18 protein-coding genes are annotated in these 15,027 nt (G+C 72.0%); 7 read left to right on the top strand and 11 right to left on the bottom strand.

Annotated elements, in window-relative coordinates; translation table 11 throughout:
* Positions 1-21: 21 nt before the first annotated feature.
* From ACFVYL_RS32945 to ACFVYL_RS32920, 6 genes are all read right to left on the bottom strand, one after another.
* Positions 22-282 carry a hypothetical protein gene (locus tag ACFVYL_RS32945; RefSeq protein ID WP_389722499.1) on the bottom strand — a complete coding sequence of 87 codons (261 nt, stop codon included), beginning with the start codon at positions 280-282 and terminating at the stop codon, positions 22-24.
* Between the two features lie 32 nt (positions 283-314).
* The gene (locus tag ACFVYL_RS32940; RefSeq protein ID WP_389722497.1) at positions 315-812 is read right to left on the bottom strand and encodes a glycine-rich domain-containing protein; all 498 of its coding nucleotides are present in this window, start codon (positions 810-812) and stop codon (positions 315-317) included.
* Between the two features lie 401 nt (positions 813-1,213).
* The gene (locus tag ACFVYL_RS32935) at positions 1,214-2,056 is read right to left on the bottom strand and encodes a helix-turn-helix domain-containing protein (protein ID WP_389722495.1); all 843 of its coding nucleotides are present in this window, start codon (positions 2,054-2,056) and stop codon (positions 1,214-1,216) included.
* A 6-nt stretch (positions 2,057-2,062) separates the two neighbouring features.
* On the bottom strand, positions 2,063-2,581 hold the full coding sequence (locus ACFVYL_RS32930) for a DUF6879 family protein (RefSeq protein WP_389722493.1): 519 nt from the start codon (positions 2,579-2,581) through the stop codon (positions 2,063-2,065).
* On the bottom strand, positions 2,562-2,825 hold the full coding sequence (locus ACFVYL_RS32925; RefSeq protein WP_389722491.1) for a hypothetical protein: 264 nt from the start codon (positions 2,823-2,825) through the stop codon (positions 2,562-2,564). Before ACFVYL_RS32925 ends, ACFVYL_RS32930 begins: the two co-directional genes overlap by 20 nt.
* A 272-nt stretch (positions 2,826-3,097) precedes the next feature.
* Positions 3,098-3,526, bottom strand: a complete 429-nt coding sequence (locus ACFVYL_RS32920) for a VOC family protein (protein WP_389722489.1) — start codon at positions 3,524-3,526, stop codon at positions 3,098-3,100.
* Positions 3,527-3,545: 19 nt separating this feature from the next.
* On the opposite strand from ACFVYL_RS32920, the gene ACFVYL_RS32915 reads away from it, so the two are divergent.
* Complete coding sequence (locus ACFVYL_RS32915; protein WP_389722487.1) at positions 3,546-3,779, top strand: thiocillin family RiPP; 234 nt, start codon at positions 3,546-3,548, stop codon at positions 3,777-3,779.
* On the opposite strand, the gene ACFVYL_RS32910 is transcribed toward ACFVYL_RS32915, so the two are convergent.
* Positions 3,691-5,010: a histidine kinase gene (locus tag ACFVYL_RS32910; RefSeq protein WP_389722485.1), complete on the bottom strand. Its 1,320-nt coding sequence runs from the start codon at positions 5,008-5,010 to the stop codon at positions 3,691-3,693. The genes ACFVYL_RS32915 and ACFVYL_RS32910 overlap by 89 nt on opposite strands.
* A gap of 376 nt (positions 5,011-5,386) precedes the next feature.
* On the opposite strand from ACFVYL_RS32910, the gene ACFVYL_RS32905 reads away from it, so the two are divergent.
* The 3 genes from ACFVYL_RS32905 (at position 5,387) to ACFVYL_RS32895 (ending at position 8,406) form a co-directional block, all read left to right on the top strand.
* Entirely contained in the window at positions 5,387-6,241 is an 855-nt protein-coding gene (locus ACFVYL_RS32905) for a MaoC/PaaZ C-terminal domain-containing protein (protein WP_389722484.1), read from the top strand.
* Positions 6,242-6,305: 64 nt separating this feature from the next.
* Entirely contained in the window at positions 6,306-7,388 is a 1,083-nt protein-coding gene (locus ACFVYL_RS32900; RefSeq protein ID WP_389722483.1) for a Zn-dependent alcohol dehydrogenase, read from the top strand.
* A gap of 67 nt (positions 7,389-7,455) precedes the next feature.
* The gene (locus ACFVYL_RS32895; protein ID WP_389722481.1) at positions 7,456-8,406 is read left to right on the top strand and encodes a 3-oxoacyl-ACP reductase; all 951 of its coding nucleotides are present in this window, start codon (positions 7,456-7,458) and stop codon (positions 8,404-8,406) included.
* A gap of 170 nt (positions 8,407-8,576) precedes the next feature.
* Here the strand turns inward: ACFVYL_RS32895 and ACFVYL_RS32890 are convergent, their stop codons facing one another.
* Together ACFVYL_RS32890 and ACFVYL_RS32885 are read right to left on the bottom strand one after the other, a co-directional pair.
* Positions 8,577-8,762 carry a hypothetical protein gene (locus ACFVYL_RS32890; protein WP_389722479.1) on the bottom strand — a complete coding sequence of 62 codons (186 nt, stop codon included), beginning with the start codon at positions 8,760-8,762 and terminating at the stop codon, positions 8,577-8,579.
* A gap of 44 nt (positions 8,763-8,806) precedes the next feature.
* Positions 8,807-10,126 (bottom strand): hypothetical protein, encoded by a 1,320-nt coding sequence (locus ACFVYL_RS32885; protein ID WP_389722477.1) that lies wholly within the window; start codon positions 10,124-10,126, stop codon positions 8,807-8,809.
* Between the two features lie 235 nt (positions 10,127-10,361).
* Between ACFVYL_RS32885 and ACFVYL_RS32880 the strand changes: the two genes are divergently transcribed.
* From ACFVYL_RS32880 to ACFVYL_RS32870, 3 genes are read left to right on the top strand one after another with little or no spacing between them, the layout of a single operon-like run.
* Positions 10,362-11,222 (top strand): Nif3-like dinuclear metal center hexameric protein, encoded by an 861-nt coding sequence (locus tag ACFVYL_RS32880; protein ID WP_389722475.1) that lies wholly within the window; start codon positions 10,362-10,364, stop codon positions 11,220-11,222.
* Positions 11,219-11,962 carry a zinc ribbon domain-containing protein gene (locus ACFVYL_RS32875; protein ID WP_389722594.1) on the top strand — a complete coding sequence of 248 codons (744 nt, stop codon included), beginning with the start codon at positions 11,219-11,221 and terminating at the stop codon, positions 11,960-11,962. The genes ACFVYL_RS32880 and ACFVYL_RS32875 overlap by 4 nt, the downstream gene beginning before the upstream one ends.
* Before the next feature lie 32 nt (positions 11,963-11,994).
* Positions 11,995-13,278: a bifunctional RNase H/acid phosphatase gene (locus ACFVYL_RS32870; protein ID WP_389722592.1), complete on the top strand. Its 1,284-nt coding sequence runs from the start codon at positions 11,995-11,997 to the stop codon at positions 13,276-13,278.
* A gap of 16 nt (positions 13,279-13,294) precedes the next feature.
* Here ACFVYL_RS32870 and eda read toward each other — a convergent pair whose 3' ends face one another.
* Complete coding sequence (eda, locus tag ACFVYL_RS32865) at positions 13,295-13,948, bottom strand: bifunctional 4-hydroxy-2-oxoglutarate aldolase/2-dehydro-3-deoxy-phosphogluconate aldolase (RefSeq protein ID WP_389722590.1); 654 nt, start codon at positions 13,946-13,948, stop codon at positions 13,295-13,297.
* A gap of 103 nt (positions 13,949-14,051) precedes the next feature.
* A complete protein-coding gene (yaaA, locus tag ACFVYL_RS32860) occupies positions 14,052-14,858 on the bottom strand; it encodes a peroxide stress protein YaaA (protein ID WP_389722473.1) in 807 nt (268 codons plus the stop codon).
* Between the last annotated feature and the right edge of the window lie 169 nt (positions 14,859-15,027).

Genomic DNA, 15,027 nt, shown 5'->3' with positions numbered 1-15,027 from the left:
CGACCGGGGCCGTGTGGATCGTCAGCCTTCCTCGGACGGGAAGACGAACCCCCGCGCCGGACCTTGCTGCCGCTTCTCCGGGGACTCGGGGCTGGTCTCGCGGAACTTCGCCACGACGGACGCCAGCGCGTCGGCGGTCGTGTCCCTGCGTGTCGTCGGATCGGCACTGTCGTACACACGCCACGCTCCCGCCGGGTCCTCCGGATCCTCCGGCGCGACCACACCGGGGATACCCAGACGCCTCAACGTGGCGTCCACCTGCCGGGCCTGCTCCGCGTCCATGCGCTCACCTCTCAGCCGTACGTGCGGGCAGCCTAGCTACCCCCGCCCCCATTCCCGCCCGAACAGTGCGAAGCGCACTTGCCGGGGTTGATCGGCCCGCACCCGCCTGGCTTGGGAGTGTGCGAGCAGTTCGCGGCCACGGCTACCAGCGCCCTGGTCGGCCCTGTCCACAGCTCGCCGTCCACGCCGTACCCGGCCTGTTCGATCAGCGCCACCGTGCGAGTCAGCGCGTGCGGGTCGTGCCGCTCCTCGTCGGGTCGCTCAGGCCAGTGGTCCACGAACCGCCCCAGCCGCTCGCACAGCTTCGTGTACAGGTTCGTATGCAAGATCAGTGCGTGCCATCCCTCGTCCACGACGTTGGATGGAGTGATCTTCGCCTTGGGGAACTGGGCAGCAGCGGCAACGAACTTGAGCGCTTCCACCACGATCCGCTGTGCCGTAGCGTCGGGCATGTCGAGGTTGTTGTCGCGCACTGTGGCGACCACACCCTCGAACCCGTCAGGGGTCAGTAGGGCGCGTGCATCGTGCATGTGCGTTCCTCCCTGATAGAGGCCCGCCCCGGTTGCTCGACCTGTCCAGGGTTTCCGCCAACCAGGGCGGGCGCTTGTGCCCCACCCGGCCGTCTCCGCTTCACGGGGCATGCGACCGGACGGGGGTTTGTACCTGTCTCTCCTGCGGGCTTCCCGTGGGGTTGGGAGACTCGATGCGGTATCGACGTCCGCAGCGAGGCAGGGGCCTAGCGGCGTGCCGTCAGCGCGTAGCCGCACACTGCGTGGGACACGACGTACCCAACTTCCCCGTTGATTAGGTCAGTTGCGGGTGCATCGGTCCTCGTTGCCATCGGCGCGGTCCCCTCGTGTGATCCGTCAGTCACCACGCTAGGCACCCCAGGCCCCCGACTCACAGCCGATTGCGCCTGATTGCGCGCGGATTACCGCAGCGATTCACGCGCTTTGACGATCAGCGCGCGGGCCTTCTGGCCGTAGACCGCCATGTCGGCCAGCGTGGCGAACGTGTCGGCGTACATGCCCACCTCGCTGGGCTGCGTCAACGTGAGATGCCCGGAGACGAGCTCCACGTTCACCTGCGCCGTGTCGAAGATCCAGAACCCCTCTACCGGCATGCGAGTCCGCTCTAGACGGGTGGGGACCACTCCCACGCTGATGTTGGGCAGCGTGCCGACGACGAGCAGTCGCTCAAGCTGTTCGGTCTGTGTGTCAGCGTCCCCGAGTCCGTTGCTCAACACGGATTCCTCGACCAGGAACGCGAAGCGACGGGAAGCGTCGTGGAGCACGCGCTGGCGCTCCATGCGGACGGTCACCGCGTCGGCCACGTCATCAACCGTGACCCGCCTTCGCTGGACAGCGCGCAACACGTCCTCGGTGTACCCGGCGGTCTGAAGGAGCCCCGGCACGAACCATGAGGAGTAGGCGCGGAACCAGTGAGTTCGCTCGAACAGGGGCAGAACCGCCTGCTGTGCCCGTCGCAGCCCTGCACGTTCCATGCGGCGCCATTCCACCCACATGCCTTCTACGGCCCGCAGGGAGGCCACCAGGTCCGCTGTCTGCTCCTGGGCCCCGCAGGCTGCGCACCATGCGCGAATGTCATCCTCGCTGGGCTTCTGCCGCCCCGTCGCGATGCGGGAGACCTTGGACGGGGCCCAGCCGCACAGCGCGGCTACTTCCTTCCCCTCCAACCCGGAGTCATGGACCAGCTCCCGTAGGCGGTTGGCGAGGAGCTGCCGGGCTTGCTGGACACTGCTTGATTCGGGCATGACGCGCTAGACCGGTTTGTACTCCTCGTGCGGCGTGGCCCGCTGCCACACCAACTCAAAGGCTGATATGGCCAGTTGGACGGCCTCGGCGTCGGTTCGCAACTCCCGGTCAACGACTTCCCCGACCCCGGAAAAGTACGTGAACAAGACCGTTTCCCCGTCGAACATCCACAGGTCGGTACCGGGCAGCGGGATGTCGGCAGCCCGGCGCCGGGGCAGCCAGCGCACCAGTTCACCCGCCGCCACGTTGGCGAACGTCATGTCGTGCTCGTATCGGATGTAGTCCGTCAGCGGCTCCGACACGATCCGGGCCCGCCGCATCACCACGCCGCGAGCCGTCGTCTCCTGTACCAGGTCCCGCCACGTCCCCCACCAGTCAGGAAGCCTCGCAGGATCGCCGTCGTACCGGTGGCCAGCGCGCCAGCGGGCGAACTCCGGATCATCCGGGGTGTATGCGTCGCGCATCTCCAGATGTACGGCGGAGTGCCGGGCCTTCGCCAGCCCCTCACGTACGGGGTACTTCACCGTTGTTGCCCTCCGGTCGCGGGATGTACTTCAGCATGACAGCGGGAAGCCGGATGATCGTCTCGTGATCCGGCACGTCCGTGCTGTGACCGGGGATCGACCCGATCTCCTGGCACGCCTGCACCTCTTCCTCCGTGGCCTTGTAGGACTGGATCAGCAGATCCCCGGTGTCCTCCTCCAGCCAGATGGTCGGGGAGTCGTCAACGGGCGTGTTCGGGATGATCCCCAGGAACCGCAGCCTCATGGTTGCCCCCTCGCTGCGTCGATCCGATTGCTACCGATTGCTTGAGCGTCACCCCTGTGGCGGAGCAGCGCAAGAGGGCGTGAGGGCCTTCGATCCGAAGGGTCCACCGGGAACGCCGAAAATCCCCGCCAGGCACCCCAGCGACAGGGGCGACCGACGGGGGGACAGGTCAGGCAGCACGAGCGGCAGTACGCCGGACATGCTGACGGGCCACGGGCCACGGGCCAGGGGAGCCCGTGACGGCGGGCCGTGGCCGTCGCCCGGTCGATGCGTCAGTCGATGCAGAACTCGTTGCCCTCGATGTCCAGCATCGGAATGCACGAATCGGTGCCGTCGTACAGCGTCTGGACGTGTACCGCTCCGAGCGGGATCAGACGTGCGCACTCGGCCTCGAGCGCGGCGAGGCGCTCTTCGCCGACGAGTCCGGTGCCGACCCGCACGTCGAGGTGCACCCGGTTCTTGGCGGACTTCCCCTCGGGGACGCGCTGGAAGTACAGCCGGGGGCCTTCGCCCGAGGGGTCGGTGCAGGCGAACCACGCGTCCTGCTCCTCAGGAGGCTGGGCGCTCCTGAAATCGTCCCACGTGGCAAAACCCTCCGGAGGAGGCGGAATGACGTACCCCAGGACCTCGCACCAGAAGCGGGCGAGACGCTCGGGTTCCGCGCAGTCGAAGGTGACTTGGAACTTCTTGATCGACATCATCGGGCCACCGTATTGAGGCGTGCTCCGCAGGGAAACCCCCGGCGACCCCCGGGGCCGCGATCATGTCGCGGCGGGGACAGTGGGGACAGCGGGGACAGCGGGGACAGCGGGGACAGCGGGGACAGTGGGGACAGTGGGGACAGCGGAGTTGCGGGCTGAGTCGGTCATCCGGCGTGATCCCGTCGGGCGCCCGCCGGGGCGGGGGTGGGCGTCAGGGCCGGGTCCGGCTCCGTGGTCGGGAGTACGGCCGTGACGCGGAAGCCGGAGCGGGGCGCCGGGCCGGAGGTGAGGGAGCCCCCGGCTGCCGCGAGGCGTTCGGCCAGCCCCTTCAGGCCGCTGCCGGGCGGCCCCGAGCCCGCGCCGCGGCCGTCGTCCGTGATCACCAGGCGGGCACGGTCGGCGGTGCCCGTGACGTCGATCTCGCAGTGGGCCGCACCGGAGTGGCGTACGGCGTTGGTGACGGACTCGCGGACGACCCAGCCGAGGAGGGCCGCGGTCTGCGGGGCGAGCGGCGGTCCCGACTGGCGGACGGTCGCGCTGATCCCGGCGGCCTCAAGGAGGTCGCGGGCGCCGTCCAGTTCGGTGGCGAGGCTGCCCTCGCGGTAGCCGGTGACGGCCTCGCGGATCTCCGTGAGCGCCTGTCGGCCGACGGACTCGATGTCGGCGACCTGGCCGAGTGCCGCGTCCAGGTCGCGCGGGGCGATGCGGCGGGTCGCCTCCGCCTTCACCACGATCACGGAGAGCGTGTGGCCGAGCAGGTCGTGCAGGTCGCGGGAGAAGCGGAGGCGTTCCTTCTCGACGGCGGTGCGGGCCAGTTCCTCGCGGGTGTCGCGCAGTTCGCGGACCGCCTCGGAGAGCGAGAGGATCGCGGCCGTCACCATGGTGGACAGGAACGTGGCGTAGGCGACGTTCACCGCGCCCCAGCCGTCCCTGAGCCCGCCGATGACGCCCGCCAGGGCGCTCAGGGCCAGGCCGATGGGGCCGAGGCCGCGGCCGCGCACGATCGCGCCCACGGCGAGGCCGAGCAGCGGGAAGAAGAACAGCCAGGTGCCTCCGTAGCCGGCGGCGAGCCCGACGGTCAGCAGGCCGAGCGCGATCAGGGCGACCAGCGTGGCGCGGGACTGGCGCCTGCACTTGTCGAAGGCGCGGAAGGCCAGGAAGACGTAGAGGGAGTTGAAGACGAGGATCCCGATGCCGCCGATCCAGGGGTTGGGGGTGCGGCCCTGGAGGAGGTGGGAGGCGGCGCCCAGGCCCATCAGGAGCCAGGGCAGGAGCGCGAAGCCGGTGGGCGGCGGGCCGAGGTGCTCGTCGTCCGGGCCCGCCGCGCCCCCCTTCCACCGGCCCTTCCTCCACCGGCCGCCCTCCCGCCGCTGCGCCTCGCACCGTTTCCGTTCGGCCCTCCACTCCTCGCGGGCGCTGTTCCGCTCCGTACGGGAGGTCTGCCACTCACGTACGGAGCGGCTGATCCTGTTCTCTGCGGCCATCTCGGCGTTCCCCGTCCTCGGCAATCGGGCGGCCGCGGGTGCGCGGACCGTTCGGTAGGAGATCACAGCGTACGAACCGGGGGCCGGCCGTCGGCAGATGCGCCTGTACCGACTCGGCCAGGACAAATGTCACCCGTGGCTCCGCCGGGCCGCCGAGCTCATCTGACGAGCTGTCAGGAGTCTTCACAACCGCCGTGGCCTCGGCTATACATGGGATCGCCGGACTGGAACGCGTTCTAGAACGAGGCTCTCCGTGCGTTCTGGGACGAGGCTGTTCGCGGACCGCCCCTCCGGCCCTGTTGCGACCTCGGTGCGGTCGACGGTGCGGACGGCCGCACCGAGGTCTTCGATCACCGGCCCAAGGAGCTGCCCCCAGATGCCCATTGACGCAGTGAAGGCCGTGGCCGCCGAGCCCCGGTCCGCCGAGATCGCCTGGGACCACAAGGACATCCAGCTCTACCACCTGGGACTCGGCGCCGGACGGCCCGCCACGGACCCGGACGAGCTGCGCTACACACTGGAGTCCCGGCTGCACGTCCTGCCCAGCTTCGCCACCGTCGCGGGCGCGGGCATGGGCGTCGTCGGCGGCCTCTCCGCGCCCGGCATCGAGGTCGACCTGGCCGCCGTCCTGCACGGCGGCCAGAGCATCACGCTGCACCGCCCCATCCCCGTCAGGGGCGAGGCCGTCAGCACCTCCAGGGTCGCCGCGGTGTACGACAAGGGGAAGGCCGCGATCCTCGTCCTGCGCACCGAAGCCGCCGACGCCGACGGGCCGTTGTGGACCAGCGACGCCCAGATCTTCGTGCGCGGCGAGGGCGGCTTCGGCGGCGACCGGGGTCCCTCCACCCGCCTCCCCGCGCCCGAGGGCGACCCCGACCTGGAGGTCGAGCTCCCCGTCCGGGAGGACCAGGCGCTCCTCTACCGCCTCTCGGGGGACTGGAACCCGCTGCACGCCGACCCCGAGTTCGCCGCCCTCGCAGGCTTCGACAAGCCGATCCTGCACGGTCTGTGCACCTACGGGATGACCCTCAAGGCCGTCGTCGACACCCAGCTCGGCGGCGACGTGTCCCGGGTGCGCGGCTACAGCACCCGCTTCACGGGGGTCGTCTTCCCCGGCGAGACCCTGCGGATCCGCATGTGGCGGACCGAGGGCCGGGTGCAGGCCACGGTCACCGCCGTCGAACGGGACGACGCGCCGGTCCTGGCCGACACCGTCGTCGAACACGCCTGAGTCAGCCCGGCCGCCCCCGACCCGCTCGGGCCCGCCCGGATCTTCGTACGAGAGGAGCCGCACCATGCGCGCAGCCGTACTGCACGAGACAGGCCAGGACAAGCTCGAAGTCCTCGACGACGTCGAGACGGCGGGCTTCGGCCCCGGCAAGGTGAAGATCCGGGTCCGGGCCACCGGACTGTGCCACTCCGACATATCGGCGATGAACGGCGTGCTGCCGCAGCCCGCCCCCTTCATCCCGGGCCACGAGGGCGCGGGCGAGATCATCGACGTCGGCGACGGGGTGACCGGCCTGGCCCAGGGCGACCGCGTCCTGCTGTGCTGGCTGCCCGCCTGCGGTACCTGTCCCGCCTGCAAGCGCGGCCAGACCCAGCTGTGTCTGGCCGGGTTCATGAACGCGGGCACCCCCAACTTCAAGCGCTCCGGCGACCATTCTGATGTATTCGGCTTCGCGGGCACCGGCACGTTCGCCGAGGAGGTCGTCGTCGACGTCGGGTGCGCCGTGCCGATCCCCGACGACGTGCCCTTCGACATCGCGGCGCTCATCGGCTGCGGGGTGACGACGGGGCTCGGCGCCGCCGTCAACACCGCCGATGTGGCGGTCGGTTCGTCGGTCGCCGTGATCGGCTGCGGTGGCGTCGGCATCTGCGCGATCCAGGGGGCCAGACTCAAGGGCGCGGCGCAGATCGTCGCGGTCGACCCGGTGGCCTCGCGCCGGGAGGCGGCACTGAAGTTCGGCGCCACCGAGGCGGTCTCGCCCGACGGACTGGCCGACGCGAAGCAGCGGATCACCGCGGGCGAGGGCTTCGACTACGTCTTCGAGGTCGTCGGCAAGTCGGTCACGACCCGCACGGCGTACGAGGCGACGCGGCGCGGCGGCACGATGTGCGTCGTCGGAGCCGGAGCCATGGACGACCACCTGCAGTTCAACATGTTCGAGCTCTTCTTTGACGAGAAGCGGATCCTGCCCTCCATGTACGGCGGGGGCGACGTCCTCACGTCGTACGAGCGGGCCATCGCGCTCTGGCGGGCCGGGCGCATCGACCTGGCAGGTCTGATCACCCACCGCGTGCAGCTCGCCGAGGTCAACGAGGCGCTGGAACAGATGCGTACGGGCGTCGCCCTGCGCACCTGCATCGAGATCTGACCCACTCACCCCGCTGCCGCAACCACGTTCTCGCCCCACCTGCCCCTCCAGCTCCGAAGGGACTTCGATGTCACTGCCACTTGAGGGCCTGACCGCGATCGTGACCGGTGCGGGCCGCGGGCTCGGCCGCGCCGAGGCACTGGAACTGGCCCGCCTCGGCGCGAGCGTCGTCGTCAACGACTTCGGGCAGCCGGGCCGCGACGGCTCGGGCGCGGCATCGGCGGGGCCCGCCGAGGAGGTCGCCGCTGAGATCCGGGCGGCGGGCGGCGAGGCCGTCGCCCACACCGGGGACGTCGCGGACCACGAACAGGCCCGCGCTCTCGTCCAGTTGGCGGTCGACACGTACGGAAAGCTCGACATCCTCGTCAACAACGCGGGCATCCTGCGGGACCGGATGATCTTCTCGATGAGCGAGGCCGAGTGGGACTCGGTCATCCACGTCCACCTCAAGGGCCACTTCAACACCACCCACTTCGCGGCCGCGCACTGGCGCGCGCGCTCGAAGGCGGCGGGCGGCCCGGTGTACGGCCGGATCGTCAACACCTCGTCCGAGGCCTTCCTCGCGGGCTCGGCGGGCCAGCCCAACTACGCGGCGGCGAAGGGCGGCATCGTCGGTCTGACGACGTCGACGGCGCTGGCGCTCGCCAAATACGGCGTGACCGCCAACGCCATCTGCCCCCGCGCTCGTACGCGGATGACGGAGGACGTCTTCGCCGGCTTCCAGGAGCCCTCCGACGGCCGGCTCGACCCGCTGGCGCCCGAGCACGTCTCGCCGCTGGTCGGGTACCTGGCCTCGCCCGCCGCCGCCCGGGTCAACGGACAGCTGCTCGTGGTGCACGGCGGCATGGTCGCGGTCGTCGAGCGGCCCAGGGTGGCGGCGAAGTTCGACGCGGCGAAGGAGACGTTCACCTTCGACGAACTGGACGAGGCGCTCTCGCCGTACTACGCGGGGCGTCCGGAGAACGAGACGTTCGCGGCGGCGGAGGTGCTGGGGCTCAAGCGGGATCAGCGGGGCTGAAGGGCGGGCGGTCGGGCTGGCGGACTGGCGGTCGGGCTGGCGGGCTGGCGGTCGGGCTGACGGGCTGGCGGTCGGGCTGACGGACTGAGGGTCGGGCTGACGGCGGAAAGGTCTCGCCCCCGTGCCGCTTGTGGCGGTACGGGGGCGAGACCTTTCTGCAGAGCTCCGGGTCAGGACTGCTGCTGGTACTGCTGGTCCTGCCTGCGGTGCCGCCCCTGCGGCGCGGCCGCCTCGTCGTGCTCGGCCACCGGGCCCCGGTGCCTGCCGGGCCCGGTCCCCGCGCCGGTGGGCACGGTCGACGGCCACCGTGGTGCGGTGTTCTGCTGCGTCTCCGTGACGGTCTCGGTCGTAGTCAAGCCATTCACCCCGTAAAGAAGATCGTTCGTACAGCCGGGCGAGTCTAACGGTCGCCCGTTCGTCCGCCGAGGGGTGCCTGTTGCAGGGGGACGGGACGTGCGACAGCGGGCTGCGGGGGGTCCGCCGGGGGAGGTGGAGGGGGCGGTGGGGACAGGTGGGGGGCGCCGTGGTTCGCCGCCAGGGGAGCGGCGCCAGGCGCGGGCGCCTCGGTGCCGGCCGACGGGGTCTGCGTGCCGGGCGGCGGCATGGGCGCGCTCACCCGGGCCACCCCGCACGGCGCCGCGGCCATCGCGTACGGCAGGCACAGGACGCCGTCCCGGGTCCACCATCCCGAACCGGCCAACCACCCCTCGGGAGCCGCCAGTTGGAGCAGCTTCCGGTCGGCGGGCCGCCACAGGCCGAGCCAGCCGGTGCCGCCGCCACGGTCTCCGCCTCCGCCGGGCTCCCGGCCGCCACGGCTCCCCGGACCGTCGATCCGCAGCGCCACCGCGCAGGCCTCCGGCGTCAGCACCTGCCCCGGCTGGATCGCGAACGGCGTCACCGTGAGGTCCGGCAGCCGCAGGCACTCCGGGAAGCGCACCGGCCGCGTACCGCCGAGGACGCCCCACCCGATGCGGGGCCCGCCCGGGGCGTCGGAGCGGATCAGGAGCAGTCCGCTGCCCGCGTCGGCGAGCAGCAGCCGATCGTCGCTCTCCTCCGAGATCTGCAGGAGGGGTGAGACCTCGCCGCCGCGCTCCAGATCCACCGCGACCGTCTTGGTGCGGCCGTCCAGCTCGCGGTCGAGCGCGAGCATGCGGTCCGTGCCGTCCAGCCAGACGCCGCCCGAGCAGCGGCCGGGCACCGAGGCGAGGTGCTCGGGCCCGAAGGTGCCGCCCGCCACCAGCCAGATGTCCGAGGAGCGGGCGCCGGGCGCGAGGGCGTACGCGCGCTCGCCGCCCGGCGCGGGCGGCAGCAGGCTCAGCTCGCCGCACTCCACGGCCCCGAGCGGTACTTCGCCGGTGCCCGGGCCCGTCGGGTACAGGAGGGCGAAGGTGTGCCGCTCGCCCACCACGCGGTGGATGAGGACACGGCCGTCGGCCATCGGATGGACCTCCGTGGACGGCTCCTCGGGCTGGTTGCCGGGCAGTGGCACGGCGTACGGCTCGGGGGAGCCGAGGGTCCAGCGTTCGGGGTACCAGGAGTCCGGAGCGCCGGCGGCGCGGGCCAGGCGTGCCGCGTACGAAGCGTCCGCCGCGATCGTGCACCCCGCGGGGCGGGCGGGGACGCGGACGCGGATGGGGGCCGGGGCCGTGGCCGTGGCCGGGGTCGCGCCCGAGGTCTGGGCCTGGGCCTGGGTCGGTGGCGGCGCTGGTGGCGCAGTCATCGTGGTGTCACCTCCGGCCCCGAAGCTAGTTTTCGTACGCACTGACGTGGCACCGACGAGCGTCCGCTTCACACAGAAGGGTGGCGATGTCCCGATTCGCCTGAGGACGCGGGGGCGGTTGTGCTGTGGGGGGAGGGGGGACCGACGACTCCCGTCGCGACCCCGTCAAGTAGCCGCACCGTAGCGGTCCGTAACGCTCGACCTGCGGGGCACGCGGGGAAGGTAGCCTTTCTCCGTGCCCCGTCTGTCTGAAGTCATCGCCGCGCTCGACGCCCTGTGGCCCGCCGATCTGGCCGAGAGCTGGGACGCGGTCGGCACGGTCTGCGGAGACCCCGACGCGGAGGTCTCCCGGGTCCTCTTCGCCGTCGACCCCGTCCAGGAGATCGCCGACGAGGCGGTCGCCCTGGGAGCCCAGCTCCTGGTCACCCACCACCCCCTCTACCTGCGGGGTACGACGACGGTCGCGGCGTCCACCTTCAAGGGCCGGGTCGTCCACGACCTGATCAAGCACGATGTCGCGCTGCACGTCGCGCACACCAACGCCGACCGCGCCGACCCCGGCGTCTCCGACGCCCTCGCGGGCGCGCTCGACCTGCGGATCCTGCGCCCCCTCGTACCGGACCCCACCGACAAGGAGGGGCGCCGCGGACTCGGCAGGATCTGCGAGCTCGCCCACCCCCTGACCCTGAGCGAACTGGCCCAGCGCGCCGCGAAGCGGCTGCCCGCCACCGCGCAGGGGATCCGCGTCGCGGGCGACCCGGACGCGCTGATCCGCACCGTCGCGGTCAGCGGCGGCTCCGGCGACAGCCTCTTCGACGACGTGCGCGCCGCGGGGGTCGACGCCTTCCTCACCGCGGACCTGCGCCACCACCCGGCGTCCGAGGCCCGCGAACGCACGCCCCTCGCGCTGCTCGACGCGGCGCACTGGGCCACCGAGTGGCCCTGGTGCGAGCTGGCCGCAGCCCAGCTCGACGAGATCTCCGACCGGAACGGATGGGGCCTTCGCGTCCACGTCTCGAAGACGGTCACCGACCCCTGGACCGCCCACGCGGCCTCACACAACGCCTCAAACGACTCAACAGGAGCCCCCAACTGAACGCCGCGCCCGCCGACCAGATCCGACTGCTCGACGTCCAGGGTCTGGACGTACGCCTGCAGCAGCTCGCGCACAAGAAGAAGTCCCTGCCCGAGCACGCCGAGATCGAGTCGCTGAACAAGGACCTCACGCAGCTGCGTGACCTGCTCGTCGCCTCGACGACCGAGGAGAGCGACTGCGCCCGCGAGCAGACCAAGGCGGAGCAGGACGTCGACCAGGTCCGTCAGCGCGCGGCCCGCGACCAGCAGCGTCTGGACTCCGGCGCCGTCACGTCCCCCAAGGACCTGGAGAACCTCCAGAAGGAGATCGTCTCGCTGGCCAAGCGCCAGGGCGACCTGGAGGACGTCGTCCTCGAGGTCATGGAGCGCCGCGAGGCCGCGCAGGAGCGGGTCGCCGAGCTCACCGAGCGCGTCTCCTCCGTCCAGTCGAAGATCGACGCCGCGACGGGGCGCCGTGACGCCGCGTTCGAGGAGATCGACGGCGAGGCCGCCACGGTCGGCAAGGAGCGCGCGGTCGTGGCCGGCTCGGTCCCGGCCGACCTGCTCAAGCTCTACGACAAGCTGCGCGAGAAGGAGGGCGGCGTCGGCGCCGCCAAGCTCTACCAGCGGCGCTGCGAAGGCTGCCGCCTGGAGCTCAACATCACCGAGGTCAACGAGGTGAAGGCGGCCTCCCCGGACACCGTGCTGCGGTGCGAGAACTGCCGCCGCATCCTGATCCGCACGTCCGAGTCCGGCATCTAGGAGCCTTGCCCGTGCCTCTAGGAGCTGTGCCCGTGCGGGAGTTCATCGTCGAGGCCGACGGCGGGTCGCGGGGCAACCCGGGGCCCGCGGGCTACGGCTCGGTGGTCATCGACGCGGCCACGGGGGAGACCCTGAGGGAGGTCGCCGAGTACATCGGCGTCGCGACGAACAACGTCGCCGAGTACAAGGGTCTGGTGGCCGGTCTCAAGGCGGCCCACCAGCTGGACCCGGCCGCCTCGGTGCACGTCCGCATGGACTCCAAGCTCGTCGTCGAGCAGATGTCGGGCCGCTGGAAGATCAAGCACCCGGACATGAAGCCGCTCGCCGCCGAGGCCGCGCGCGTCTATCCCTCGTCCCGGGTGACGTACGAGTGGATCCCCCGCGCGCAGAACAAGCACGCGGACCGGCTCGCGAACGAGGCGATGGACGCGGGCAAGCGGGGGGAGCGGTGGTCGCCGTCGGCGTCGACGGCGGAGTTCGATGCGAGGGCCGCGCGGGCGGCGATGAGTGCCGGTGTCGCGGCGCGTGCTGGTGCGGCGTCGAGCGGGGCATCCGCCACGGCGGGTACGGGAGGTATGGCAGGTGCGGCAGGTGCGGGGGGCACTTCGGGTACGGCGGGAGAGAGCGCCGACGCCCGCGCCGCGCGCAACGCCTCCGCCCCGCCCGTCGGCTGGGCCGCCCCCGCCGACCTCGGTGCCCCCGCGACCTTCGTCCTGCTGCGGCACGGCGAGACCGCGCTGACGCCCGAGAAGCGGTTCTCCGGGAGCGGCGGCAGCGATCCGTCCCTCTCCGACATCGGCCGAGCGCAGGCCGAGCGCGCCGCCGCCGCATTCGCCGCGCGCGGCACGATCCAGGCGATCGTCTCCTCGCCGCTCAAGCGCTGCCAGGAGACCGCGCGCACCGTCGCCGCCCGCCTCGGACTCGACGTACACCTCGACGAGGGGCTGCGCGAGACGGACTTCGGGGCCTGGGAAGGGCTGACGTTCGGCGAGGTGCGCGAGCGCCACCCGCAGGAGCTGAACGCCTGGCTGGCCTCGCCGAAGGCGGCGCCGCCCGGCGGCGAGTCGTTCGCGACGGTCTCCCGGCGGGTGTCGGCGGCCCGAGACCGGCTGACCGGCGCGTACGCGGGCCGCACGGTCCTGCTCGTCACGCACGTCACGCCCATCAAGACGCTGGTGCGGCTCGCGCTCGGCGCCCCGCCGGAGTCCCTGTTCCGCATGGAGCTCGCGGCGGCCTCGGTCTCGGCGGTGGCGTACTACGCGGACGGCAACGCCTCCGTACGGCTCCTCAACGACACGTCCCACCTGCGGCTCTGAGAAGCGCCCGGCGGCTTCAGCGCAACGCCGCGGCCTCACGGGCCAGGGACTCGACGAGCCCCCAGTCCTTCGCCGCCACGGCATCGGCGGGGAGCATCCAGCTGCCGCCCACGCAGCCGACGTTCTTCAGCGCCAGGTACGAGGGTGCGGAGGCCGGCGTGATCCCGCCCGTCGGGCAGAACCGCGCCTGGGGCAGTGGCGCGCCCAGCGACTTCAGGTAGGCGGTGCCGCCGGCGGCCTCCGCGGGGAAGAACTTCATCTCCCTTACTCCGCGTTCGAGCAGCGCCACGACCTCCGAGGTCGTCGAGACGCCCGGCAGGAACGGCACGCCCGAGCCCTGCATGGCGTCGAGCAGCGTGTCCGTCCAGCCCGGGCTGACCAGGAACCGGGCGCCCGCCTCCACGGAGTCGGCGACGTTCCGCGCCGAGATGACGGTGCCCGCGCCGACCACCGCGTCCGGTACCTCGGCGGCGATGGCCGAGATCGCGTCGAGCGCGACCGGCGTCCGCAGGGTCACCTCGATCGCGGGCAGCCCACCCGCGACCAGCGCGCGCGCCATCGGCACGGCGTCGGCGAGGTCCGAGACGACGACCACGGGGACGACGGGGGCGAGGTCGAGGACCGAGGTCGGCCCGGGGGAGGTGTGGGGGGACGGCGTGGAGGAGGTCATGAGGGCATCCTGCACTGGTGTGTTCAGCATGCGCAAAGGGTGTTGCGCATGCTGCAATCCGCTGTCCGTCCGGCCCGGTCGGTCCTCTCAGTGGGTCAGTGGGTCAGTGGATCTCGCGGACCACCACGTCTAGGGCCCACGGCTTGCCCGCCTTGGCCGGGGCCTCCGCCTCGACCACGTGCCCCAGATCCCGCAGCGCCTCGACCAGTTCGGCCGGGTCCTTCGGCCGGGCGCCCGTCGTCAGCAGCGAGCGGACGATGCGTCCCTTCGTCGCCTTGTTGAAGTGCGAGACCACGGAGCGCTTCTCGGCGCCGGTCTTCTCGTCGACCTGCGCGTGCAGCACCCGTACGGTCGCCGTCCGCCCCGCGACCTCGCCCTTCGGCTTCCACGCCGCCGCGTACGCGGACGACCGCAGGTCGAGGACGAGCCCGTCGCCCGCGGCCTCGGGCAGCACGTCCGCCATGGGTCCGCGCCAGTACGGGCCGAGCGCGCCGAGTCCGGGGAGCTTCACGCCCATCGAGCAGCGGTAGGAGGGGATCTTGTCGTGCACGCCGACGGCGCCCCACAGGCCGGAGAAGACGAGCAGCGAGCGGGTGGCGCGGCGCTTGGCGGCGGCGTCGAGCGAGGCGAGGTCGAGGGCGTCGTACAGGACGCCGGTGTAGACCTCCCCGGCCGGGCGCGCGCCCGCCGTACGCAGCTCCGCGTTCTTCGCGACCTCGCCGCGCAGACCCTCGCTGAGGCCGAGCACCGTGCGTGCCTTCTCCTCGTCCGCGGCGCACAGCTCGACGAGCTCGTCGAGGACGGCCTGCCGTGCCTCGGTGAGCCCCGGCAGCGAGAGGCTCTCCGGGTTGAGCGGGGCTCCGCGCCCGGAGGGTGCCTTGCCTTCGGACGGCGGCAGCAGGACGAGCACGATCGGACTCCTTCAGCGGTACGGGGGAGGGGTGCGGCCCCTGCGAAAGGGTACGTGGCGTGGGGGGCGGGGACGTGGGGGTATGTGCGTACTCGCCATCCCTGCGTCGCGCTGCACGGACAAAGACGCCAGAGCATGCTCGGTGCTCCGTGCGCACATACCCCCACGT

Source organism: Streptomyces sp. NPDC058308 (genome assembly GCF_042880275.1).
Classification (GTDB): Bacteria; Actinomycetota; Actinomycetes; order Streptomycetales; family Streptomycetaceae; genus Streptomyces.
This window is presented reverse-complemented; position numbering and strand designations above follow the sequence as displayed.

Bases quoted from the DNA above. Each gene is read 5' to 3' on its own strand.
- ACFVYL_RS32945 (WP_389722499.1), bottom strand. From the start codon at position 282: ATGGACGCGGAGCAGGCCCGGCAGGTGGACGCCACGTTGAGGCGTCTG.
- ACFVYL_RS32940 (WP_389722497.1), bottom strand. From the start codon at position 812: ATGCACGATGCACGCGCCCTACTGACCCCTGACGGGTTCGAGGGTGTG.
- ACFVYL_RS32935 (WP_389722495.1), bottom strand. From the start codon at position 2,056: ATGCCCGAATCAAGCAGTGTCCAGCAAGCCCGGCAGCTCCTCGCCAAC.
- ACFVYL_RS32925 (WP_389722491.1), bottom strand. From the start codon at position 2,825: ATGAGGCTGCGGTTCCTGGGGATCATCCCGAACACGCCCGTTGACGAC.
- ACFVYL_RS32920 (WP_389722489.1), bottom strand. From the start codon at position 3,526: ATGATGTCGATCAAGAAGTTCCAAGTCACCTTCGACTGCGCGGAACCC.
- ACFVYL_RS32910 (WP_389722485.1), bottom strand. From the start codon at position 5,010: ATGGCCGCAGAGAACAGGATCAGCCGCTCCGTACGTGAGTGGCAGACC.
- ACFVYL_RS32905 (WP_389722484.1), top strand. From the start codon at position 5,387: ATGCCCATTGACGCAGTGAAGGCCGTGGCCGCCGAGCCCCGGTCCGCC.
- ACFVYL_RS32900 (WP_389722483.1), top strand. From the start codon at position 6,306: ATGCGCGCAGCCGTACTGCACGAGACAGGCCAGGACAAGCTCGAAGTC.
- ACFVYL_RS32895 (WP_389722481.1), top strand. From the start codon at position 7,456: ATGTCACTGCCACTTGAGGGCCTGACCGCGATCGTGACCGGTGCGGGC.
- ACFVYL_RS32885 (WP_389722477.1), bottom strand. From the start codon at position 10,126: ATGACTGCGCCACCAGCGCCGCCACCGACCCAGGCCCAGGCCCAGACC.
- eda (WP_389722590.1), bottom strand. From the start codon at position 13,948: ATGACCTCCTCCACGCCGTCCCCCCACACCTCCCCCGGGCCGACCTCG.